Origin of the sequence: Paenibacillus sp. Root52 (assembly GCF_001426865.1) — a bacterium.
Taxonomy (GTDB): Bacteria; Bacillota; Bacilli; order Paenibacillales; family Paenibacillaceae; genus Paenibacillus.
This window is the reverse complement of record NZ_LMFO01000006.1, coordinates 50,257-73,669: the sequence shown is the minus strand read 5'-3', so window position 1 is coordinate 73,669 and position 23,413 is coordinate 50,257. Positions and strand designations below refer to the sequence as shown.

General features: G+C 43.6%; 19 protein-coding genes. 13 read left to right on the top strand and 6 right to left on the bottom strand.

Translation table 11 applies throughout. The annotated features are described in order from the left end of the window. The first annotated feature begins 2 nt into the window (after positions 1-2). The 6 genes from ASD24_RS08835 (at position 3) to ASD24_RS08810 (ending at position 4,415) form a co-directional block, all read left to right on the top strand. Positions 3-698, top strand: a complete 696-nt coding sequence (locus tag ASD24_RS08835; RefSeq protein WP_056694559.1) for a permease prefix domain 1-containing protein — start codon at positions 3-5, stop codon at positions 696-698. Next, the gene (locus ASD24_RS08830; RefSeq protein ID WP_056694557.1) at positions 695-1,249 is read left to right on the top strand and encodes a DUF4825 domain-containing protein; all 555 of its coding nucleotides are present in this window, start codon (positions 695-697) and stop codon (positions 1,247-1,249) included. Before ASD24_RS08835 ends, ASD24_RS08830 begins: the two co-directional genes overlap by 4 nt. Positions 1,250-1,381: 132 nt before the next feature. Next, positions 1,382-2,152: an amino acid ABC transporter substrate-binding protein gene (locus ASD24_RS08825; RefSeq protein WP_056694555.1), complete on the top strand. Its 771-nt coding sequence runs from the start codon at positions 1,382-1,384 to the stop codon at positions 2,150-2,152. A 140-nt stretch (positions 2,153-2,292) separates the two neighbouring features. Next, positions 2,293-2,952: an amino acid ABC transporter permease gene (locus tag ASD24_RS08820; protein ID WP_056694553.1), complete on the top strand. Its 660-nt coding sequence runs from the start codon at positions 2,293-2,295 to the stop codon at positions 2,950-2,952. Between the two features lie 108 nt (positions 2,953-3,060). Beyond that, complete coding sequence (locus tag ASD24_RS08815) at positions 3,061-3,816, top strand: amino acid ABC transporter ATP-binding protein (RefSeq protein WP_056694551.1); 756 nt, start codon at positions 3,061-3,063, stop codon at positions 3,814-3,816. 167 nt (positions 3,817-3,983) lie between these two features. Beyond that, entirely contained in the window at positions 3,984-4,415 is a 432-nt protein-coding gene (locus tag ASD24_RS08810; protein ID WP_056694549.1) for an ATP-binding cassette domain-containing protein, read from the top strand. An 83-nt stretch (positions 4,416-4,498) separates the two neighbouring features. Here the strand turns inward: ASD24_RS08810 and ASD24_RS08805 are convergent, their stop codons facing one another. Beyond that, positions 4,499-5,050 carry a hypothetical protein gene (locus ASD24_RS08805; RefSeq protein ID WP_056694545.1) on the bottom strand — a complete coding sequence of 184 codons (552 nt, stop codon included), beginning with the start codon at positions 5,048-5,050 and terminating at the stop codon, positions 4,499-4,501. Positions 5,051-5,329: 279 nt separating this feature from the next. Here ASD24_RS08805 and ASD24_RS08800 point away from each other — a divergent pair, with 279 nt between their 5' ends. Beyond that, on the top strand, positions 5,330-5,722 hold the full coding sequence (locus tag ASD24_RS08800; protein ID WP_056694543.1) for a DUF4190 domain-containing protein: 393 nt from the start codon (positions 5,330-5,332) through the stop codon (positions 5,720-5,722). Between the two features lie 271 nt (positions 5,723-5,993). Here the strand turns inward: ASD24_RS08800 and ASD24_RS08795 are convergent, their stop codons facing one another. Continuing rightward, entirely contained in the window at positions 5,994-8,180 is a 2,187-nt protein-coding gene (locus ASD24_RS08795) for a YhgE/Pip domain-containing protein (protein ID WP_056694540.1), read from the bottom strand. 73 nt (positions 8,181-8,253) lie between these two features. Continuing rightward, positions 8,254-8,832, bottom strand: coding sequence for a TetR/AcrR family transcriptional regulator (locus ASD24_RS08790; protein ID WP_056694538.1), 579 nt, complete (start codon positions 8,830-8,832; stop codon positions 8,254-8,256). A gap of 310 nt (positions 8,833-9,142) precedes the next feature. On the opposite strand from ASD24_RS08790, the gene ASD24_RS08785 reads away from it, so the two are divergent. Beyond that, positions 9,143-9,664 (top strand): hypothetical protein, encoded by a 522-nt coding sequence (locus tag ASD24_RS08785; protein ID WP_056694536.1) that lies wholly within the window; start codon positions 9,143-9,145, stop codon positions 9,662-9,664. 800 nt (positions 9,665-10,464) lie between these two features. After that, entirely contained in the window at positions 10,465-11,565 is a 1,101-nt protein-coding gene (locus tag ASD24_RS08780) for a hypothetical protein (protein ID WP_056694534.1), read from the top strand. A 536-nt stretch (positions 11,566-12,101) separates the two neighbouring features. Here ASD24_RS08780 and ASD24_RS08770 read toward each other — a convergent pair. Beyond that, positions 12,102-12,611, bottom strand: coding sequence for a hypothetical protein (locus ASD24_RS08770; RefSeq protein WP_156395387.1), 510 nt, complete (start codon positions 12,609-12,611; stop codon positions 12,102-12,104). A gap of 139 nt (positions 12,612-12,750) precedes the next feature. Beyond that, a complete protein-coding gene (locus tag ASD24_RS08765; RefSeq protein WP_056694712.1) occupies positions 12,751-14,487 on the bottom strand; it encodes a methyl-accepting chemotaxis protein in 1,737 nt (578 codons plus the stop codon). 488 nt (positions 14,488-14,975) lie between these two features. Here ASD24_RS08765 and ASD24_RS08760 point away from each other — a divergent pair, with 488 nt between their 5' ends. Next, positions 14,976-16,988 (top strand): CotH kinase family protein, encoded by a 2,013-nt coding sequence (locus tag ASD24_RS08760; protein ID WP_056694529.1) that lies wholly within the window; start codon positions 14,976-14,978, stop codon positions 16,986-16,988. A 374-nt stretch (positions 16,989-17,362) separates the two neighbouring features. Next, positions 17,363-19,051 (top strand): methyl-accepting chemotaxis protein, encoded by a 1,689-nt coding sequence (locus ASD24_RS08755; RefSeq protein ID WP_056694527.1) that lies wholly within the window; start codon positions 17,363-17,365, stop codon positions 19,049-19,051. A 409-nt stretch (positions 19,052-19,460) separates the two neighbouring features. Here ASD24_RS08755 and ASD24_RS08750 read toward each other — a convergent pair whose 3' ends face one another. After that, positions 19,461-19,661 carry a cold-shock protein gene (locus ASD24_RS08750; protein WP_056694522.1) on the bottom strand — a complete coding sequence of 67 codons (201 nt, stop codon included), beginning with the start codon at positions 19,659-19,661 and terminating at the stop codon, positions 19,461-19,463. Positions 19,662-19,958: 297 nt separating this feature from the next. On the opposite strand from ASD24_RS08750, the gene ASD24_RS08745 reads away from it, so the two are divergent. Both ASD24_RS08745 and ASD24_RS08740 read left to right on the top strand, forming a co-directional pair. Then, entirely contained in the window at positions 19,959-21,605 is a 1,647-nt protein-coding gene (locus ASD24_RS08745; RefSeq protein ID WP_056694520.1) for a response regulator transcription factor, read from the top strand. Beyond that, positions 21,602-23,413, top strand: a complete 1,812-nt coding sequence (locus ASD24_RS08740) for a cache domain-containing sensor histidine kinase (protein WP_082560340.1) — start codon at positions 21,602-21,604, stop codon at positions 23,411-23,413. The genes ASD24_RS08745 and ASD24_RS08740 overlap by 4 nt, the downstream gene beginning before the upstream one ends.

The following is a 23,413-nucleotide window of genomic DNA, read 5'->3' as shown; positions in this document are numbered from 1 at the left end:
ACATGAATCTAGAAGAACGTATTTCAAGGCATATGGAACGTCTGTTTGAACATGCGCAGGACTCAACAGCGAACAGAGAATTGAAGGAGGAGATACATAGCAACCTTACAGCCCGAATGGAGGATTATATCGATCAGGGAATGAGTGAGGAACAAGCTTTTGAGAAGGCTATTCAGCATATTGCGGGTTTGGATCAGATTATGAGTGATCAACATCAGGTACAACGATTCCCTTATTGGACTGCGGTATTGCAGTCTGCATTGATCTACTGTTTGATCGCGTGGATCATTACTATTCCGATGAGAGTTCTGATGGAGGGTAAGATCGTCAACTTTTGGCTTATGATTGCAAGTGCACTTGTGGGTGGGGTATACCTGCTATACATGTGGAGCAATCGAGAACGTCAACGGAATGCAGAAGCGACGACTGTCATACGATCAACGACATTAAGGAAGTGGACGCGCATCGTCTGGTGGATGTGGGGTGCATTAATTTTGATTATGTGGGGAACACAGGCTGCGTTAAGATTCGGAAGTAACATCTGGTATAGCCGGCCTTTTCAGGTGGAGGGTCCTTATCAATTTGCTGTACTAGTTATTGCTTTTGTGATTCCTTTGCTGACCATTGTCGTGCCATTAGTTGTGCAGAAGGCAGGTCGGCTGGTGAGAGAATTTGAGGTGGGTGAGATCAGAGGATGAGGAAGAATCGTTGGATCATTGTGTTAGTACTCGTCGGACTCGGAGCTCTTACTGTGGTTGAAGGGATCATTAATCCTAGAATTGAAGCGAAGCAGAAGGCTTATGCTGCCGAGCAGCAGCATCCGTTAACTCATGATTTTGCCGCCATACAGAAATATCGTAGTGCATATATGGGAGACTTCTCTAATCTTAGTCATCTGAATCAGGGGTTACCTTTGGCTGAATATCTGAATGGTTATCAGCTGTATCCCGATACGTTTACGGCGGAAGTGAAGTACAGTTTACGTTCGGATGAGTTGCCAGAGACAGAACTGAAGCGGAAGCTTGTTTATAATGCAACTGCCAATTTTGTACTGATTGATAATCTGGAGCACATCGTGTACGAATTGGAGGATACGCGTTATTCTTTGAGTCGTGAGGCTACCAAACAATGGGCTGGGCTTGAACTAGGAGCGCTTCAGACGCCAGATGAGTGGGATTCCCATGTGCGTGAGCAGCTCGTGTCACCCGAGCAGGTGGATGTCGCTTTTTCACAAATTATTGACAATTAAGCTGTATGATATGAATGGAATTGCACAACATGCTCGACTCTTCTCCCATGCTATGTTATTATAAGTCTCTGATAACGTGGTAACGAACTAAAGCGTTTGGGCTTGGTTTATAGACATGGAGGGGTAAGAGAGATGAGAAAAAAAGCGATTTTACTATTATTCATCAGTATATGTATGATTATTGTGGCTGGATGCTCCAGTTCCGGAAGCAAGGACGATAACACCATTATTGTGGGGATTGATGATAAGTTCGCACCGATGGGGTTCCGGGATGAACAGAATGAAATTGTTGGCTTCGATATTGATTATGCACGGGCAGCAGCGGAGAAAATGGGTAAAGAGGTTACTTTCCAGCCGATTGACTGGTCTTCCAAAGAGTCTGAGCTGAATAGTGGTCGGATCGATATGATCTGGAACGGATATACGATTACGGATGAGCGTAAAGAGAAAGTGCTGTTTACGAAGCCGTATCTTGAAAATAGTCAGGTAGTCATTACGCTTGCAGGTTCACCTATTACGAAGCTTGATGAATTGGACGGAAAAAACGTAGGTTTGCAGGCGCTGTCCTCTGCGGCAGATGCACTGGCGGCAAGTCCACTGAACGACAAAGTGAAAGCTTCTGAGTTTAAAGATAACGTATTGGCTCTGACAGATCTGAAAACGACTCGTCTTGATGCGGTCATTATCGATGAGGTTGTTGCTAGATACTACATGGCGAAGGAAGAGGGAACCTACAAATTGCTAGATGAATCCCTTGCTCCAGAGCAATATGGTATTGGTATCAAAAAAGGAAATGAGGCCTTGCTGAACGATCTGCAAAAAGCACTTGATGAGCTGAATGCGGATGGCACAGCAGCTGAGATCTCAACCAAATGGTTGGGTGAAGATAAGGTTCTGAAATAGACAGGCGATCGCCTGACATACTGATGTGAATGGATCTGGCTTGTCCAGAACGTTCGCTACCATAATGACCCCGTATTCCTCAATGGAGCATGTGATGCTGCCGAGGAGTGCGGGGTTAACAGATTAGAGGAGACATATTCATGAGTTGGGATTATATATTAACAGTAATGAAGCCTATGCTTGAAGGGACTCAGACGACGATTTTGATGTTTTTATTCTCTATTGTTCTATCTATACCGCTTGGTTTTGGTATTACTTTACTGATGCGTAGCCGGTTTAAACCACTAGCCTGGATTGCACACACTTACGTCTATGTGATGCGTGGAACACCACTATTGCTGCAAATTTTGTTCTTCTGCTTCGGTCTTCCGCTGTTGCCGGTAATCGGCGAATATCTAGTATTTGAGCGTATCGTTGCAGCGGCGATGGCATTTGTGCTCAATTATGCAGCATACTTTGCTGAGATCTTCCGAGGTGGCCTGCTCTCCATTGACAAGGGACAACATGAGGCAGCGAAGGTACTTGGACTGTCCAAGAGACAAACGATGGTAAAAGTCATTATTCCACAGATGATCCGCGTGGTGTTGCCTGCAACGGCGAACGAGTCGATTACGTTGATCAAGGATACGGCACTGTTATATGCTGTCGCTGTGCCTGAATTGCTATATTACGCTCAAGCTGCGGTAAATAGAGATATTCAGTTGGTTCCATTTTTTATAGCTGCAGTTATGTATTTGTTGATGACGCTTGTGCTTACCTTGCTGTTTAAGGCATTGGAAAAGCGTTTCTCGTTCGAGTAATTGCTGAACTATAGGGATACTTACATCTATTACTTCGATAACAGATCAATCTTCCGCCGTGGTGTTGGAATGAGTTTTCAGATTATTTAAACAAAGGACTGTGTATGGATGACACATATAATAGAAGTAACTCAGTTAAAAAAATCATTTGGTGCACTGGATGTGCTCAAACAGGTGTCGTTTAACGTTGCACCCGGCGAAGTCATTGCTGTCATCGGTCCGTCCGGTTCGGGTAAAAGTACGATGCTACGTAGCCTCATTCATCTCGAAGAGATCACAGGAGGCACGGTTCGCATTCAAGGACAGAAGCTGGTGGAGAACGGAAGTTATGCAAATGCCGCGGAGATCCGAAAGATCACTGACCGGATGGGTATGGTATTCCAGCATTTTAACCTGTTCCCACATCTGACTGTGCGAGCGAACCTGGAACTGGCTCCGAAGACGTTGAAAAAAGAAAGCGCGGCAGTTATTCGGCAGCGTAGCCTGGAATTGCTCGGCAAAGTAGGACTGTCTGACAAGGCAGATGCTTACCCAGCGAACCTGTCTGGTGGACAGAAGCAGCGGGTGGCGATTGCTCGTGCCTTAATGATGCAGCCGGATATTCTGCTCTTCGATGAGCCGACATCCGCACTTGATCCAGAGCTAACAGGTGAGGTGCTCCGTGTAATTAAGCAGTTAGCACAGGAGAACATAACCATGATGATCGTAACCCATGAGATGAGCTTTGCCCGTGAGGTAGCGGATCGCGTGTTCTTCATGGACAACGGAGAAATTGCCGAGGCCGGCCCACCAGAACAGATCTTTGGTGCACCGAAACTGGAGCGTACACGGACATTTTTACAACGTGTAGAGGTGGAAGAGTAAATAAACAATATGAACACGTAATGAGGTAGTTCTACATACCGTCGTTACGTGTTTTTTCGTTATCAGACACTGTGTGGAATACATAGATTTAAATTGTAATGATAATGGGGAGGTAAATTAAACCAGTTGTCGAATGAAGTAGTATTACATCTAGGGAGAGATTAGGTATGAGATATGATTCAGATGTGTTGATAATTGATGAAGTATTTGATTTGGATCCTGAAGAGTTCCAGAGTGTAATCCGTTCAATTAAATATTCTATGAGAGTCGGAGATACTTTTTTTATCATGACTCCATATACTTATGAAACCCACTATGTAGAGGCGATCGAAGAATATGACGACCATTGGATTATTATTTACAATGGAGGAAGACGAGTACCTGAAAAGAACGTATTTCCTCTATTCTCAGTTGGTTCTTTAATTAGTGTGTTGTCATACGACCACGATTTTGATCTTCGAACTGCTGGAGGTAAATGGATTGTAATATTCGATCATTGCCATGAGTATGCATCAGATGAGGATGAGCTTCTTGTCTCGTTCTTGTGGTATGTACTTAAGGATTTATGTGTACGAGGTTTTATCAGCCGAGAAGAATAAGCTAAAATTGCTAATTGCGAGACATATGAAAAAAGCCTCTTCATCCTATTGGGTAATCAGAGGCCTTTCTATTTTTTTCTCACTTAAGAAATATATCCGTCAAATAGCCATTCTCCTCCTGACGAACGGACAAAAGAAAACTCATACGCGGCATGTCCTTCTGAACCTTCTATGTTATTATAATGGGCTATGAAGAGCATAAAATGATCTGAATCCGTCTGATTGTAACCTCTGAATTCGAACTCATCCCACGCTAATCCGCTAATGAAGTTGACCTCATAGGACTGATCTTCCTTTGTAATGATGAATTGCTTGTTATCCTGAGACATCTCCACGTTTGGTGAGGAAATGGACTTCATGTATGCAGTATCCCCAGACTCCATAGCAGCAATTAGTTTGAATGTCATATTCAATGTTTCTCTTAGATTGTTTCTAATCTCCTCACTATTTACATCTACCTGAAGTTGAGTGATCTGTTCCTGAAGTTGTTGGTTTTCCTCTTCAAGCTCCGTGATCGTTTGCGTCTGATCCTGGTTCTGATCCACTTGCTGCAACGTATCGACAGGTGCTTCAGATGGGGTACATCCCGCTATCAAACCAATTACGGATATCAATATAAGTGCAATCTTGTACATATTATACCTCCCATTCCTTAAGTTAGAATAACATATTTTTACTATTTATAGAGGGCTTTAGATGTTTTTGTAGTTTATTACTTCATTTAACTGCGAGATAGACCGATATAAACTTAGAAAAAACAGTAGTTGGAATTTAAAGAAAGGATTATAAAATATGCAAACCTTATATAATAGGGAATACATTCACTGATATTAGCTTTCTTATATAAATACATATATTGGTTTTCCGCATAATCAAGTATAATGATAATACTTCATGAATAGGGAGGATTTACCTTGGATTACCGCCAGAATAATGTGGATCAGAATTATAATCAGAATCAACACCCGAACTATAATGATCCACTACCACCGTTTCCGCCTTATCCACCATATATGGCACCGAAGACTAACGGCAAATCAATTGCAGCACTTGTGTTGGGGATATTGTCGATTATGATCCCATATATTGGATTTGTTATCGGAATTGTAGCTATTATTTTTGCAGCACTCTCGCTTAAAGAAATCAATGCTCGTATGGAGCAGGGGAAAGGGCTAGCCGTTGCCGGTCTGGTCTGCGGAATTATCGGCACACTAATCTATGCACTGATTATTTTGTTTGTTATCTTAGTAGCTCTTTTTTATGCGGATTCGTACTCATCTACGTATTCACTTACGTATCTGTTCTAAGCAGATATTTCAGGCTACGTGCATACCACCTGATGGCGGAGCATGTAGTGTGATTTTATAGGGTTAATCATTAGACGGTCTGTAAGGTATGTAGTTACCTGAGGATCGTCTTTTCTGTTATCCATTTTCGTAGTCGCAAAAATAAAGAAGACACATAGCGTACCACCGCTTTATCTCAATAAAAAAAGCAAGACAAGATATCTCGTAACCACCTTCGCTCATAAGTCGAGGAAAGTGCATTAATGATATCCGCCTTGCTTGCTATCTTTTTTTACATATGAAGCGCTGCCTCACCTTGAACAAGTTCGGCTTTCTCGACACGATGCACCATGAAGTAAGTGAACGAACCTGCTAACCCCACAAAGGCAAAGATCAACAGAAGCCCGATCTGATCCCATGCGACACTGAATTGGCCACTTGAGATTACCGCTTTATATCCAGTTACACTGTAGGTCATCGGCAACCATGGGTTGAATACTCTTAGCCAGTTCGGGATAAGTTCCAGTGGGAACGTACCTGCACTTGTCGTCAATTGGAAGATCAGCATGAGAATAGCAAGGAAGCGTCCTGGATTCTCAAGCCATGTCACGAGAGCCTGGATAATGTACATGAAGCTGAGGCTGGTGACGAAGCTGAATAAGAGAAACAGTGGAACGCTTTTCACTTCTAGCCCCAGTCCTGACAGAACGAGCCACGAAGCGAGCAAAGATTGAATGGCACTCATCAATGTAAAAGCTAAGGTTCGACTCACAAAACGATTCCAACCACTCGCATCTGTGACTGAGCTATTGCGCGTGGGTACAACTAATGTTGCGATTAGAGCCCCGACGAATAAACCTAAGGAAAGGAAGTAAGGAGAGAACCCTGTTCCATAGTTAGGTACCTCGTTATGCTTCTGTTCTTCGACTTGGACAGGTTCAGCATACATGGATACAAGTTCATCCGTCTTTTGTACACTGGATGTCTCTTCAGCAGCATCAAGCAGTTTACTCGCAAGTTCGTCTGATCCATCGGTTAACTTCGTGGTGCCATCCTGCAACTGGGCTGCGCCGGCATCCAGCTGTCTGGAGCCATCTGCAATCGTAGTCATGCCGCCTGAAAATTCATTCATACCTGCCACTAATTTGCCTGCACCAGTATTCAGTTGATCTGCACCTGTTGCAAGTTTGGCTCCGCCCGCAGCAGCTTCAGATAATTTGGTATTGAACTGTTGTATGCCACCAGCTAATTGCTCCTGTCCGGCAGAGAGCTGAGAAGCACCTTGAAGCAATTGCTGCTCACCTTGTACAAGCTGTGTACTGCCTTGATGTAATTGCTGCTGAGCTGCCTGCAGGTTCTGACTACCCGTGATCAATTGTTGTCCACCTTGTACCAGCTGCTCACTACCCGTAGCAACTGCCTGACTTGCAGCAAGTAATTGCTGTACGGCTGGATTGCTGGCGAGCTCTGGGCTTGCCGCTGTTAACTGAGCTAATCCTTGTGCAACAGCTTTTGCTCCTTCGCTTACTTTGCTGCTGCCATCAACAGAAGCCTGAATACCTGCGGTTAACTTCGCACTGCCTTCTTCGGATGCGGCGAGACCAGCCTCCAGCTTAGAAGCACCATCATGAGCAGATTGGATACCTGCTTGTAGTTGCTGACCTCCAGCTTGAGCTTGTGTGGCTCCGTTCTCCAGCTTCTGAACAGCAGCGGCCAGTTGGGAGAGTCCACTAGATAGAGAGTTTGCGCCTTGATGAAGTGTGCCGATACCATCTGCGAGTGTACCTGTACCATCTTGCAGGGTTGCTGCGCCAGCTTGGAGTTGATCTGTTCCGTCCACGAGTTTGGACAGGTTTTGTTTCAGTTTGCTAGCTCCATCGTTTAGCTTGGCTGAGCCCTCATTTAGCTTACTCGCACCATCACCCGCGTCAGACAGACCACTGGATATCGTTGCTACCTGATCTAGCAGTGTTTCGGTGTAGGATTCAGTGACCTTCGCAGATACCTTTGCCTTAATCTGTTTGACCGCGGTACCGCCAATCTGCCCTGCCAAGAAGTTGTAACCTTCGTTAGGCTCATATATAAGCTCTGCTGGTGTAGGGTGGTCATCCATTAGCGTTGTTGCTTTTGCGGAAAAGTCCTCGGGGATCACAATCGTCATATAATACGTATTATCATTCATGCCTTGATCCGCTTGCTCACGACTTACAAACTCCCAGCGAAAATCATCACTTTTTCTCAATTCATCGACGAGATTATTACCGACTTCTAAGGTTTGGTCATTAAATGTGGCACCTTGATCGTTATTGACCACAGCTACAGGAAGCTCATTCATTTTGCCATAAGGATCCCAGAATGCATTGAGAAACATGCCGCTGTACAGCACAGGAATAAACAGCACCACGAGGATTGGGATGAATACTTTGGGTTTCTTGAAGGATGACTTTATATCTTGGAAAAATACTTGTATGGATCTCATTATGCGCTCTCTCCCCATTATCACACTATCGTTATATTTCTGTATTGTTCTGTATGGATTGTGGAGCCAGTCTCTAGGTTGGGGATAGTCCGCTTTGGAGAAACTGACTCACAAATGCCTGTATCTGAGCCTTGTGTAAGGCTGGGTTCGTTTTGTTCCAATCGGAGGTTAAGGTGACGTACAATTTCAGGAGCACAAAGGACACGATCTTGGGATTGTCTTGGCGAATCTGTCCCAGCTCCATGGCTCTCGTAACCTGACGCTCCATATATTCAAGAATGGCTGATTCTACCTTTTGTAAACCCTCCTTCGCTTGCGGTGTGCCGAACTCATTGACCTCTTGAAACAACTTGATTAACAGTTCATGTTTCTGCCTGTACTCCAGTAGAGCATCCATGCTCTGGTGCACATTGTCGAGAAAAGGTTGATCGTCTTGCACGGTTTCTTCCGTAATGTGCTTCATGTCTCTAATGATGGAGCGCAGAATCTCCCTGAACAGTTCTTCTTTGTTATCGAAAAAGGTATAGATCGTGCCTTTGCCTACATTCGCAATGCGGGCAACCTGTTCCATCGTTGTGGCCTTATAACCAAACAGGGCAAACGATCGTTCTGCGGAATTCATAATTTGCTGCCTTCGATCCATAGCAGCCATAGGTTATGCATCTCCTTTATGAGGTGGATTGGTGATAATTGTGGTGAATCCTGTTCAATTTGACTGGTTTACTATTTTGGTCAATTGGTCGTTAACAAATGTAGCACCTTCCTGGGGGAGGAGAAAGTGATCTATATCATATTTTTAATAAATGTTTTGAGTTATGGAAGCAGTGTTGAGAAAATAGAGCTGAATTCTACTATCATAGATTTTGATTATATGGATTATTTTGTATGGTAAAATAGCTTTAATCTACGTATAGAGAGCAGTGTGAGATTGAGATTAATCATTTCATATAAGGGTGAATAGAGTGAGAAAAGTAGCTAGTATTCTAGTGTTGTTGTTCCTTGCTACCGGAATGGCGGCGTGCAATGACTTGAACAGAGAGGGCAGCTCGTCAGCAGAGCAAAGTAAGGAGAAAGTGCAAAGTGAAACAGTATCTGCACAGCAGGTGACTGAGTCGGAGGACAGCGAGACCAACTTTGAACAAGGTGTATTTATTGATTGGGAGCAGGTCCATGATCCTCTTCTTAATGATGAGATCCGAGAGGTATTGCAAGAAGCTTTAGACGCTAACGTGAGATCGGATCAGTCTGCCTTTCGAAGTTTGTTCTTAGAGCCTGAAGTAGCTGATCGGCATTGGGGGCAATTCGGAGGCAACGTAAGATATACGGAGATTGGGCATGTTTCCAAGGACACAACGAAGAACCACATCCTCGTAAGTGTGCTCGGTGAAATAATGAGAGATACCCACGATGTAGAGGAGTATGCGATTACGTATTATTTTGCAAAAGACGAAGAAGGAAAGTGGGGTTTGGTAGCGGTTGATTGATAATGGACTAATGCAGGGTGGTGAAGGTGCGAATGCCAAGCTCACATGATTTTCCTGGGGGATTCGCATCTCACATTTTGTCGAACGTGAGATTTCTGTGACCTTTTGGCAATGGCAAACCTTGAATTTCCCTTGTTGTTTATCATATGATGAGAGAATAAGTGTAACAATTACTGGGAATGCGTGATAATTTGAATGTGATATGACTTTATTACGTTTTTTCCGCTGTCGCACTCTGTATGGAGTGCGTGGATTGAAATACAATAATGCTCAGTGTCTGGATGATTGACCTCGTGGTCGCACTCCGTTTGGAGTGCGTGGATTTTTTTGTGTGTTGGTAATAAAGGATAGATTTATCAGTTATTTTCAGAACTAAATCATATTAATTCTAGGTTGGGATTTTTAGATTTGGCTTCTATATCTTTATGGAGTGTACTGGTCATTGCGACTGTGTTTCTAGCACAACCCATAAGCACATGAAATGCATGGGCTTGAGCACTCCCACCGGTGTCTAGGATTAAAGCTGATAACAGGATGTTTACGTTAATGCCGCCTATTTCATATCTTAACTGAATTTTGTACAACGCGAGGACATGAAAAAACTATTTTTGCCCAAACTACAAAATAACCTTTTATTTAAATTATTTAAATTAAAAGCTATACAGTTAGCAAAATTATGGTATTATTTATCTAAATATGGAATAAAGAGGTGGTTAATGTATATAATTGGATCTATTTGAAAACTTACACTTCATAGTTGTCTGCCTGTCTTTAAAAAAAAGATATGGGAGGTTTTAGTATTGATTAAAAAGACTCTAAGTACATTTCTTGCGGCTACTTTACTTTTTGTAACAGTAACAGCCCCTGCTTCCCAGGCGAAAACTTCTGACAACACTGTAGTGAATGTAGAATCCTATACGATTGAAACGTTGTCAGACAATCAAAATGAAGAAGGTTTTTATGAACCAACAGGTTATAAAAATGTAAATGCAATAACTGAAATAACAGATAACGGTATAGAAATCGAAACGAAATTAAGTGTAGTTGAAGACTATTATGACACTAACAATACCTACAAAGATTCTAGTGTTGCGTATGAAGAATTCAAAAACAATTGGAAAACTGGGGAGGCTACTGAATTAAAACAAGCTGAAACATTTATAACTCCACTTGTAGAAACTGATGCTACGCAAATTAAACTTAATTCTAATACTCAAGGAAAAACCCAATTCTATCAATCGAGTTTGACTACTAAGGAAGAAGTAAATGTTCGTAAAAAAGTGGAGATTCTTACGTCTAGCCTATCCTCTAATGCTACACCTAGAAGTAGCCAAGGCATTACTAAAGCTCAACTAGAAGAAGTGAAATCATTTATTTCAGAATTTGAAGAAACTATGGCAATGGCTTCGACAACTGAAAGAGCTGGTGCTTACGATAACTATTATAATCATAATATAGTTACCGGTGAATTCGTTGCACAATCATTAAGTGCCGCAGCAAACACATATTTGAAATACACAGGTACAATAAAAAATAATTCTACTGCTGCAAGTTCGCTGGTAACATTTAAATCACATATCAACAATTATGAGAAGTATGTCATACAATATATGGATGCAGCAAAATGGCCAGAAACAGTGGGTTGGGTTTCTGCATTGGCCGGTCTAGCTATACTAGTAGCAGGATTTCTCGGTGGTCCTGCTGGATGGGTTGCAATTGTTTCAAACTATGTAGGTGCTCTAACAACTTTTGCAGGATTAACTACTACTGCCTATGCAACTAAAGCGAGAATGGATTTAAGTAAAACAGCAGCTCAATATCAACACAATGCAACAGTAATGAATATTCAAGGTGGAAAATACTGGCCCAATATTGATTTGAGCTTTGTGAGAGGTTTTTAAGGCATAATATATAGTGACGGGAGGTTTTAACTTTGAAAAATTACAAACTCCGTCTTGCATGGATTATTCCTCTTATCTTTTTATTGATTTTTAATATTTCTATAATAATCTTTACTGTTTTGAATTGGGATGGGCTAGGTTCAAGTAACATAACTTTTTTACTATTCTCAATTCTACTATTTGTGGTCATTTTATTTGGTTTCTACAGAATAAGAAAATGGATTAAGTCTGGATTAATATAATCTCATAACAGACCATGTTTTCAGACCTTGACATCCATATGGAATTACTTCCTACCCTTGTTAGGTAAATATCTGAAATGAAAGGCTTAACCCGGAATTAAATTTTCATTCCGGGTTAAGCCTAATGTCTACAAAATAAAAGCTATCTGCCCTTCAGACACGTTATAGATTTTCTTTCTTTTCGTCTTAGCTTTCTTTCCTTCGATAACAATTGACGGAGTCCATTCATCTATACCGGCTTTCACCTGTACAGGCCTATTCGTCAGGTTAAACACCCATCTACGGAAAGCTGTATCATCCCCGCTTATGGCAACTCGAATTGCTGACAGGAAGCAATTCGCTGTTAACACGTTCTTCTACTTCAATAGCATCGACAGTGGCTGACTCTATGTGAGTCGTAAATTGAGTTGCATCTATAGTCATCTTACCCCAAATAGATTCTGCACTCTCTACACCATCTATTTTATTTCCAATGAAACGTTTGGCCAACTCATTAGCCAAATTACCACCACCAGAACTATCCGTCAACGCGGATAAACCATCCTCACTAAACTGTCTTTCAAGGGCTAAGGCTGCGTTCATCTTAGTTGCCATAAGATTAATAGCAAGTTCCTGCATAGACCCTGTATACCCACTGTAGACAGTCTCACAAGCGTTTTTCTGACCAATTTGCCAATGTCTCCCGCTTGCTTGACGAACAATCGTCAAACGATGACCAGTCTGATAGAAATACATTGAAGGAAAGCCAAGTAGATCTAAACCCGTACTCAAGTCACTGTATGTGGTTCCATGGTCGCACTCCATACGGGTGCGTGAGTTGAAAATACACGGTACCATTTTTCAAAATAAATCACTTCAGAAAGAACAAGAAAAAAATGTTGCTTTAACCTATTTCAAATAAAAAACGGCTGAACAGCATTTCTGCCATTCAGCCGTTTTCTATTTAATTCGCTCTTACTTTGAAGAACGAGATTAGTTCTTGCAATTGCTCTGATACCGCTGACAGTTCATCAGAAGCGGTAACGATGGAAGCCATGGAGGATTCTTGCTCTTCAATGGATTGCTCGATCTGTTTACTGCTGCTAGCCGCTCTGCTGACACTTGAAGATAGTTCATCTGCAGTAGCAGACATCTCTTGTGTGCTTGCTGATATTTCCTCTGTAGAGCTGGAGATATCTTGGATTTGGTTTGCTACTTTATTCGTTGCTGTAAGAATGTTCTCGAAGAACACGCCCGTCTCTTGCGTCACCTCTAAGCCTTTCTTCACTTCCTGAGAGCCAAGCTGCATCGACTCGGAGGATTGAACGATATCCTGCTGAATTTCTTCAATCAGTTGACGTATTTGTTTCGCGGATTCTTGGGATTGTTCTGCCAGGTTACGAACTTCTCCAGCTACGACGGCGAAGCCTCTGCCTTCCTCGCCTGCACGAGCCGCTTCAATGGAAGCATTCAGTGCGAGCAGGTTCGTTTGTCCAGCAATTTCCGTAATCATATTGACAATGTTGCTAATCTGATTCGAGTTATTTTCCAATGATTGAATCGACTCGGACGTATTCTCCACCGCGCCCGCGATGAGACGCATCTGCTCGACGACCTGTTGCATTACTTCATTCCCTGCACTGGAGCGTTGCTCCATACTTAAAGCTTGATCCGCTGCGTCAGATGAACTGCTGGCAATCGTCTGAATAACGGTGGACATCTCCGTCATGGCGCGTGCACTTTCAACCGTTGCTTGATCTTGGGAGCGAAGTCCGCTGGAGATATCCTTCATGTGGTTACTAATGCTTTGAATATTTTCATTATTTTTCTCTGAAATATTAAGTAGTTTCTTGGATGAGTTCGACAGGTGATGCGACGTATTCTGTACCTTGTACATCGTATCGTTGATTCGTTGAATCATCGTATTGAATTTGCTATTGATAATTCCTAGATCGTCACGTCCTACTTGAATCGTTACATCGAGGTTACCTGTGCTCACTTCCTCAATACCGTGCATGAGGCTACGGATCGGGGCAAGTGTTCGCTTCAGTAGAATGTACTGCAGGATCATGAATAGAAGTAGGAAACCAACCAGACATATCGTGCCGTACAACAGCAGTTCATTCAGACCTTTAGGCACTGCACTTGCATCTACATCAAAAAAAAGAGCAGCATACATGGAACCATCGGCGTTATTGATCGGATAGATCAAGGTTGTCCAAGTGCCGTACTCATCCGTGTAGAAATCACTGAACGCAGGCTTCCCGTCCACCTTCATCTGTTCAAGTACCACAACGTTATTCTGGGGCAGTGGGTACATGTCGCCTGCGGATAGATTGCTTTCCTGGAAGGGTTCTACGAGGTTCGTAGGGACAGCGATAATCGATGTTCCGTCTCCACCTTCAAGTTCCGAACCGAAAATATAAGCCTGAGCGATGTTTGGATAGAGTTCGTGAATGGAATCAAGGTAAGCTTTCATTTCCTGCTGAGCAGGGCCTGTGTAGCTTTTCTCATTCATGGCTTCATTTACTTTGGCTGTGTCCAGATCGACAGACCATTTCTCGGTAATGACAGTTGCTTGATCATGCAGTTGTTCGACAAGAATATTCTTTTGTAACTGATACGCGGCAGTAATGAGGATGATACCAATCAACACGATACTACCGAATGAGATGACTAGATTTTTGGCAAAGAAAGGCATAGTACTCCAACGAAGCTTGTTTAACAAGGTGGTTCACTCCTTAGTGGATGTTAATAGATGTGTGGCCTGGACGAAATGGTACGTATGTATGTTCAGGTCATTATTAAAGGAAGTTAATTTTCTTAACCTAAGTTTTTTCGGTTTCTTTGATGCTTTTCTTCTATCTAATTGCTATAGATCCGTTCTATCGTGTGTCACTTATGTCATGCGCAGGACCTCCATATAAGTTCTATACCTGTGATATATCGTAATATAGCCATATTAATGTTAGATTTTGGCGCTTAATTAGTTCTTAAGAACTGGTTCTTAGGTAATATTTTGCGTTTTTTTCATCTTTTTTCTTGTATGACCATGAAAAATTCATCGGTATACATACTATTCAATTTTGCTTCCGTTTCAACATTTAAGATTCACTAAAGGTTCGTCCTCTACGATGGTTCCATAAGCCACAGTTGCTTAACAGAGACTCAAGAAGGAGGAATCATCATTTGAATCATTTACTACGGAAAGTTGCAGTGACAGCCTTGTCTGTGACAATGGTTACGTCATCTTTTGCATGGGTTGGAGGTCAGCAGGCATATGCCGCAGAGAGTACAGCTACAACTTCAAGTACAGGCGTTACCCAAGCATACGAATCCTTGTTCCAAACGGATAATGTAATTGATGTGAAGATTACGATGGAAGATGCCGACTGGCAGAGCATGCTCGAAAGCCCGCTTGATAAAGATTACAAACAAGTTAGCGTGGAAGTGGATGGCAACAAGTTGGATAACGTAGGGTTCTCGACGAAAGGCAATATGACGTTAAGATCCGTTGCTTCCATGGAGGATTCCGACCGTTACAGTTTCAGATTGAAATTCGACAAGTATGACAAGACACAAACCTTGCTCGGTCTAGATAAAATGGTACTCAATAATAACTATACAGATCCTTCGTATATGCGTGAGATTCTCCATTATGAAGCACTGCGTAGCATTGGCATGGATGTGCCGATGACGAACTACGTCAACCTCTATGTTAACGGTGAGCTGGTTGGTTTTTATACAGGTGTTGAAGCTGTAGATGACAGCTATTTGGAGCGTAACTATGGGGAAGATTACGAAGATGGTGTCCTCTACGATACTGAGGAGAAGAGCTACCTTCAATATGAGGAAAATGGCGAATACAGTACACTCTCCAAGGACTTAGGCTCCGATAAAGACAAAACAAAGCTTAAAAATTTCATTCAAACATTGAACGAAATGCCAGAAGGTGAAAAAGGCGATATCGAGAGTGTGCTGGACATTGATTCTGCACTTCAATATATTGCAGGAAATACCGTCCTAGGTAACTATGACAGTTATAACGGAGACAAGGGACATAACTATATGCTATATAGTGATGCTACTGGCAAATTTACGGTTGTGCCTTGGGACTTCAATATGTCCTTTAATGGATATTCAGCTGGTGGTGGAGGTCGCGGGGGAGCGACGACTGACTCAACCACGACAAATACGAACGCGACCAACGTATCCGTAGATGAACCTGTGCTTGGCATTAGCATGGAAAGTGTACCAATGATCAATAACTTGCTTGCCGTTCCGGAGTACAAGGAAAAATATCTGACCTACGTCAACGAATTGACAGACTATTTGGAAGGCATTCAAGATCGGATTACAGAGCTTTCAGCTAAGATTCGCCCTTATGTAAATGCAGATCCAACAAAGTTCTATACGACAGAACAATTTGAATCCAATATTGTGTATTCAGCCACTGGTGATACGGGAAGTGGTATGGGTGGTGGAATGACACCGCCAGAAGGTTTTGAAGGTATGACTCCACCTGAAGGGATGGAAGGCATGACGCCGCCGGAAGGAATGGAGGGGATGACACCGCCAGATGGCACCACACCGCCTACACGACCTAGCGGCACAGTAGCTGACGATGACACAACAGACCCAGCAGCGAATACAGGTGACAACTCGACAAGACCTGCTGGTAACTTTGCTGGAGGTCAGGGCATGGGTTCCATGGCTTCTGGATCGTTAACTACGTTTGCACTAAACCGTCTAGCGAACTTACAAGAACAGCTTGGACGCGAAGTGACACCTTTGCCGGAGACAGATGAACAACAGGGTAATACAACGTCAACTGAAACAACAGATTCAGCGTCGATCTCCGTTACGTTGGACGGACAATCTGTGGCTTTCCCTGATCAGGAGCCGCTCGAAGTTAGCGGACGAGTGATGGTACCTGTGAATGCGATTTTTGAGGCATTAGGAGCAGAGGTGACCTGGAACCCAACAGCGAAGACAGTAACCGCAGTATTGAATAATCAGACATTTGTCTTGAAGATTGGCAGCAGCACAGCAACGGTCAATGGTACATCAGTGGAAATTGACAGCTCGGCCATCATCAGGAACAGTCGTACCCTTGTACCCGTGCGCTTTATCTCTGAAGCTTTGGGGTTGAAGGTGGATTGGGATCAATCAGAGGCAACAGTTAAGATTACGAGTCAATGATTATCCAGGATGTTTACGAGTAACTATACGTTAATCTAACAATTTCAAACATACAAGCTTAGAGGATTCGATGATTTCATCGGATCCTTTTGGTGTGCAATGGGTGGGAAAATATGTTCTTTGGGGGATTGAAAAAGGACTTATGACCTACTTTTTAAAGGGTGTATTTCCCTTGTAAGAGGTTCTTTTTACACATTTACGGAGAATGAGTAAATGATTTGATTTTATTGAGCAATTTTTGTGATATATATCACTGAAACATTATACACATTGTTATTATTTCTGCCGATAACTCTATATGTGATAAGTCGAATTCAAGCTTTTCACATCGTAATGCATTAACAATTACTTAGGGAAATGGGTGGCGTACATACATGCGAAGCATGAGTATTGGTACTAAAATTAGTTTGATTGTGATCGGCATTTTTATTCTTTTTTCCTCTGCCGTGGCAGTTAGTGTAATCATGGAAATGAGGCAGGGAATTACGACATTTGCTACGGAAAAGGCAAAAAGGGATTTGCAGATGGCGAATCATATCATTACATACAAGTATCCGGGTGAATGGGCAATTAAGGATGGACAACTTTTCAAGGGCGAAGTAACGATGGAAGGCAACTTTGAACTCGTAGATGAGCTTGGTGAGGCTTCGGGAGATACGGTTACCATCTTTAGAGGAGATGAGCGGGTTGCCACCAACGTGATGGTGGATGGCGAGCGTGCGGTGGGCACGAAGGTATCGGAACAGGTCGCTCAAGCCGTTCTAAAGCAAGGGGAACGGTATTATGGGGAAGCTGTTGTCGTAGGACAGACCTATCAGACAGCGTATGAACCGATCCATAACCAAATGGGAGAGATTATTGGCATACTTTATGTGGGTGCCTCACAATCCTTAATTGATGTCATTATTTCATCATTCCTGAAGACCTTCGCCATTGTCTGTATTGTTGCGATGCTGATCGCTATCACTGTCATCATATGGTACGTCAGAAGAGTCAGAATGCGAATTGGGCGAGTATCCACAGCGATCAAGCTGGCTGGAACAGGCGATTTCACACAGTCGATTGAGGATCATGTGCAGGATGAGATTGGTCAACTCAGCACCGGCTATAACGAGATGCGAAGCAGCTTGAAGCTGATCATTCAGGGCGGACTACAGGCAGCAGAGAAAGCTGAGCACTCGACAGGCCAATTATTGACTATTGCTGAGCGAACAACGACGGAATCTGAACAGATATCGTCTTCCGTGGAACAGGTGGCACGTGGTGCAGAGAGCCAGATGATCAGTACGGAAGAAAATCTGCAAGCGATGGAAGAAGTAGCTGTAGGTGTTCAGCGGATGGCGGATAAAGCTTCAAGTGTCTCAGAGTCGGCAATATATTCACGTGAGCAGGCTGAGAATGGTGGCGAGACTGTTCAGATGACGGTGGAGCAGATGTCAGCTATTCACACGTCAGTTCAGGCAACGGATGAGATCATGCGTATGTTGGAGGCGAAGTCAGCTCAGATTAGTCAGATGGCTTCTACGATTCATGAGGTCGCTAGGCAAACGAACTTACTCGCGCTTAATGCTTCCATTGAAGCAGCTAGAGCTGGGGAGCATGGCAGAGGTTTTGCTGTCGTGTCCTCCGAAGTGCGTAAGCTTGCAGAACAGGCTGGAGATTCTTCGGAAAAGATTGATGAATTGGTACAAGGTATGGAACAGGATATGCTGCTCTCCATCACAGCTCTATCCAAGGTCAAGGATGAAGTGCAGGAAGGGATTCGCTTGACGCGGGAGACTGAACTGAATTTCAGTCAGATTCGAGATACGAATGAACAGATCGCCTCAGAGATTGAAGAGATGGCTGCTACAAGTGAAGAGATGTCCGCAGGCGTAGAGCAGGTTGTGGCATCCGTTCATGAGATTGCGCGTCATGCGCATACAGCAAGTGCCAACTCACAACAGGCAGCTGGTTCTGTTCAGGAACAGCTTCAGTCCGTGGAGCAGATTAAATCATCCGCAGCCGTGCTATCGGATATATCAACAGAGCTTCAGACATCCTTGAGTCCATTCAAGATCTAGTGCAGGTCACATTGAAATAGATAGTAGACATTAGATAGTAGCTTAAAAAGACCCTGATCGCTTCAAGCGAGTCAGGGTCTTTTTCTCATCAAGCCCGTTTTAGCGATTAGGTAGTTGTGTTGGGTGTGCAGATGTGGAAGAAGTAGGTAGGGCGGGCAAATGTTCTTTCGTTGGATGCTCTGTAGGTTGCTTGTCAGCGTAGAAATGGAGAATATCATCTACAGTTGAAAATACGATTGAATCATCTTTCGATTTAGGCTGGTTAGTTAGGATAAAAACCTCGTTTCTTAAGGTGGGTATTACCTTATAAGTTGTATGGTGTTCCATATATGATACGTGTTTTGCTCAGGCAACTTCACGATCAGGTGAATAAACAAAAGCTGCCTTGTACAAGGCAGCTTGATTATAATTAAAGTTTAGTAACGTTCTCAGCTTGTGGTCCACGATTACCTTGAGTTACTTCGAATTGAACGCGTTGTCCTTCATCCAATGATTTGTAACCGTCAGCTTGAATTGCGCTGAAATGAACGAATACGTCTGTTCCATCTTCTGTTTCAATAAAACCAAATCCTTTTTCCGCATTGAACCATTTAACTGTACCTGTTTGCATGTAATTCCTCCACAAAATATAATTTTAACCGATCTTCGTCATAAGTGTTCGAAATAATCGATTAGTACCAGTATACCATGTTTGATAATAAAATCAAATATTTGGTGGTTTTTCTATTCAGTTGTTCGCTAATCAAACGAAAGAATCTCCAATTTCATTCTGTCTCCTTCTTCAAATAAAAGAAAGCGATTACATACGCAGATTATTATTGTATATTATGATGGCAACCTTGATGTATTACGACATATACATTATTGCTTGGGCATATGACCGGCTTAATAAAAGGAGGAATCCGCAGTGTACCGGGTATTACTGGTGGATGATGAAGAGGATGTACGCGAAGGGTTAGTGGTCGAAGTGGATTGGGAAGCGCTCGACCTGCGCATCGTCGGTTTGGCAGAGAATGGACGAGAAGCACTGGAAATGGCTGAACGGGTTGAACCGGATATTGTGATTACGGATATCAGCATGCCATTCATGGACGGACTTGAGCTTGCACGAAGGTTACGGGAGCGTAATCCGTTGGTGAAAGTCGTTATTTTGACCGGATATGATGAATTTGATTATGCCAGACAAGCGGTCTCCATCAGTGTAGATGAATATTTGCTAAAACCTTTCTCGGCAGGACATCTTATGGAGCTGTTAACTCGGTTGCGTGCACAAATGGCTGATGAGGTGGCTGAACGTGAGGATGTGCAGCATCTACGAGAGCATTATTATACAAGCTTACCGCTACTGCAAGCAGACCTGTTGGCAACTTTGCTTCATCGTCAAAAGTCACCTGCCTATATTCATGGGAAAGCGAAACAGTCTGGTCTGAACTTCGATGGGAAGCGATACGGTGTGTCTGTACTCACACTCCATATGGACGGAGATCGGAGGGGGGCGGCAAAGTCTTGGGGTGAATCGAGTGAAGCGGAATTGAAGCAGTTCGCTGCGCTAAATATTGCGGAAGAAATATGGACAGAGCATGAAGCGGGTCATGCGTTTAGACATCAGGACACGGTCGTATTGCTCTATGTGGATCGTTGGGGTGGAGTGGACGGAGAGAAGCGACAACAGATGGCACTTCAAAATGTACTGCGCAGCATTAACCACTATCTGCGCATTCCGGCCACGGTTGGCTCGGGTGCATTGGTGAGCACCGTTACCGACGTGAAGCATGCCTATGAGGATGCACTACTTGCGCTAGATTATCGGCTTGTACCCGGAACGGATTCATTAATATATATTGCCGATGTGGAACGTCAGGCGGCTGGTAAGCTGCGCTTTGATGAGTTGAAACAGCAGACGTTGACACGCTGCCTCAAGGCAGGAACTGAAGCAGAGCTGATCGAGGCATTAGAGATCATTTTCCGGGAAATTACGGTCGAGCATGGGCGAAGTGATATCCAATTGTACCTCATCGAGGTGCTGACTGCAGTCTGGAAGGCGGCACAGGCATCAGGGGAGGCGATGGAGGACATCTTCGGAGCAGGCTTTCAGCTGTATGCGGATATGTTCCGACTGCCGGGTTTAACTGAGGCACAAGGTAAAGTCAAGGAAGTCTGTATGCTTGTACAGCAGCGTATTGCGAGTGGACGGCAACATGTGTACAAAGATATCGTCGAACAGGCTTTAGCCTATACAAAAGAGCATTACGCTGATCCGGAACTGTCGATCCAAAAAGTGTGTGGGCATCTGCACATTAGCTCAGGTTATTTTTGCAGTATTTTCAAAAAGGAAGTACAGCTTACATTTCTTCAATATGTGATGCAGATCCGTATGGAAGTAGCAAAGGAACTGTTGCGTAGCTCCGAATTGAAGGCGTTCCAGATTGCGGAGAGGGTTGGATTTGCTGAGCCTAATTATTTTAGCTTTTGTTTTAAAAAGCATACAGGGATCTCGCCCAAAGAATATCGCAAACAGACGGTACTTCAGATTCGGGAGGGATCGCCGCAATGAGCGTCTTCACCGGATGGATTAGTGGGCTGGCGGGCTGGTGTAAGAATCGGCTTCGTTCATCTAAAGTCAGCAGTATCCGGTTTATCATCACATGGTCATTTTCTGTCTTTATCGTTCTTGTGCTCACGATTATGGCAATGCTCCTGCATGATAAATTCTCTCAAGCTGCAGAGCGGAGTGCAGAGCTGACAACCAGGCAAATTGTTGATCAGGTCAGCTACAGTCTGGAGGATTATGTGCGTAGTATGTCCCATCTGTATCGGGCGATTGAGGAGCATATGCTGCGGGACGGAACGTGGGAAGGTGACCAAGTGGATAAGCAGCTTGATACACTGCTGAGCAGTAGGGAAGATATTATCTCAATTACATTGCTTGATGCGCAAGGACATTTACTCAAAAATAGGCCTTCTGCCCGGCTAAAGCCAAGTGCGCATGTCACACAGCAGGGGTGGTTTCAATCCGCATTGCGGGTGCCAGATCACCTTAGTTTCTCATTGCCTCATATTCAGAATATGTATGACGGTCCCTACAAATGGGTTGTTTCTATGAGCAAAGGCATTACCGTAAGGCAGGATGGTCAAGATCGGCAAGTGATTTTGCTCGTGGACATTAATTTTAAACAGATGGATGAGCTAAGCCGCCGGGTAAGTCTCGGTCAACGTGGATATGTCTACATCATTGACGAGAGTGCTGGCAATATCGTGTATCATCCGCAGCAACAACTCATGTACATGGGACTCAAGCGTGAAAATATTGAACAGGCATTGGTCGCTACAGGTAGTTATGAGGATGAGTCAGAAGGACAGAAACGGCTGAATACGGTGAAGTCTGTTGCCAATATTGGTTGGAAAATCGTTGGTGTCGCTTATCTGGATGAGATGTTAACCACCCGTCAAGAAGTGAACGGCTATCTGATAAGGGTGCTTATTGTTGTACTCGTGCTGGCAATTATCGTATCGCTAATCCTATCCTCCAGCCTGACACGTCCCATTCGCCGAATGGAACGTAAAATGAAGGCGGTCGAGCGGGGTGACTTCAGCGTGGAGCTTCCCATCGAAGGACCACTTGAGGTCGAGCGCTTATCACGGCGATTCAATCTCATGGTCAACAAAATCCGGGCATTGATGAGTGAAATTATTCATGAGCAGGAGCAGAAGCGACGGTATGAGCTGGAGGCATTGCAAGCGCAGATTAACCCTCATTTCCTATACAACACATTGAATTCAGTTGTACGTATGGTGGGCATGAGCCGTAATGAAGAAGTCGTGACGATGATCACCTCACTCTCGCGTTTGTTTCGCATTAGTCTCAGTCAGGGCAAAACGATTATCACGGTTCGTGAAGAACTGGAGCATGCACATCATTATTTGACGATCCAGCAGATGCGCTTCAAGCACAAATTCAGATTCAACATGGAAGCGGATGAGGAAACATTGGACTGCCTGACGCTGAAGCTGGTATTACAGCCTTTAATTGAGAATGCAATCGTGCACGGCATTGAGTATGACATGGATGAGGGGCAGATTGAGATCCGGGTGTATGAAGAGGAAGCCAATCTGGTGTTGCGCATTACGGACAACGGAGTAGGTATGACGGAAGAGCAGGTAGCAGGTTTGTTAAACGGCAATGCAATTATAAAAAGCGGAGCAGGTTCAGGTGTGGCTGTTCGCAATGTACATGACCGAATTCAGCTCTATTATGGGGATGCTTACGGTCTGGAGTTTGCGAGTGAACTGGAAGAAGGTACGACGGTATGGATACGCATTCCGGTTCAGTACAAGCGTGAACTAAGGGAGGGGGAGCATTAG

What these genes read in the sequence shown, in the direction of transcription:
- ASD24_RS08765 (WP_056694712.1), bottom strand. Translation starts at nt 14,487, where the DNA reads ATGCCTTTCTTTGCCAAAAATCTAGTCATCTCATTCGGTAGTATCGTG.
- ASD24_RS08830 (WP_056694557.1), top strand. Translation starts at nt 695, where the DNA reads ATGAGGAAGAATCGTTGGATCATTGTGTTAGTACTCGTCGGACTCGGA.
- ASD24_RS08815 (WP_056694551.1), top strand. Translation starts at nt 3,061, where the DNA reads ATGACACATATAATAGAAGTAACTCAGTTAAAAAAATCATTTGGTGCA.
- ASD24_RS08750 (WP_056694522.1), bottom strand. Translation starts at nt 19,661, where the DNA reads ATGCAAACAGGTACAGTTAAATGGTTCAATGCGGAAAAAGGATTTGGT.
- ASD24_RS08810 (WP_056694549.1), top strand. Translation starts at nt 3,984, where the DNA reads ATGAGATATGATTCAGATGTGTTGATAATTGATGAAGTATTTGATTTG.
- ASD24_RS08755 (WP_056694527.1), top strand. Translation starts at nt 17,363, where the DNA reads ATGCGAAGCATGAGTATTGGTACTAAAATTAGTTTGATTGTGATCGGC.
- ASD24_RS08770 (WP_156395387.1), bottom strand. Translation starts at nt 12,611, where the DNA reads ATGGAGTGCGACCATGGAACCACATACAGTGACTTGAGTACGGGTTTA.
- ASD24_RS08795 (WP_056694540.1), bottom strand. Translation starts at nt 8,180, where the DNA reads ATGAGATCCATACAAGTATTTTTCCAAGATATAAAGTCATCCTTCAAG.
- ASD24_RS08820 (WP_056694553.1), top strand. Translation starts at nt 2,293, where the DNA reads ATGAGTTGGGATTATATATTAACAGTAATGAAGCCTATGCTTGAAGGG.
- ASD24_RS08835 (WP_056694559.1), top strand. Translation starts at nt 3, where the DNA reads ATGAATCTAGAAGAACGTATTTCAAGGCATATGGAACGTCTGTTTGAA.
- ASD24_RS08790 (WP_056694538.1), bottom strand. Translation starts at nt 8,832, where the DNA reads ATGGCTGCTATGGATCGAAGGCAGCAAATTATGAATTCCGCAGAACGA.
- ASD24_RS08740 (WP_082560340.1), top strand. Translation starts at nt 21,602, where the DNA reads ATGAGCGTCTTCACCGGATGGATTAGTGGGCTGGCGGGCTGGTGTAAG.
- ASD24_RS08825 (WP_056694555.1), top strand. Translation starts at nt 1,382, where the DNA reads ATGAGAAAAAAAGCGATTTTACTATTATTCATCAGTATATGTATGATT.
- ASD24_RS08805 (WP_056694545.1), bottom strand. Translation starts at nt 5,050, where the DNA reads ATGTACAAGATTGCACTTATATTGATATCCGTAATTGGTTTGATAGCG.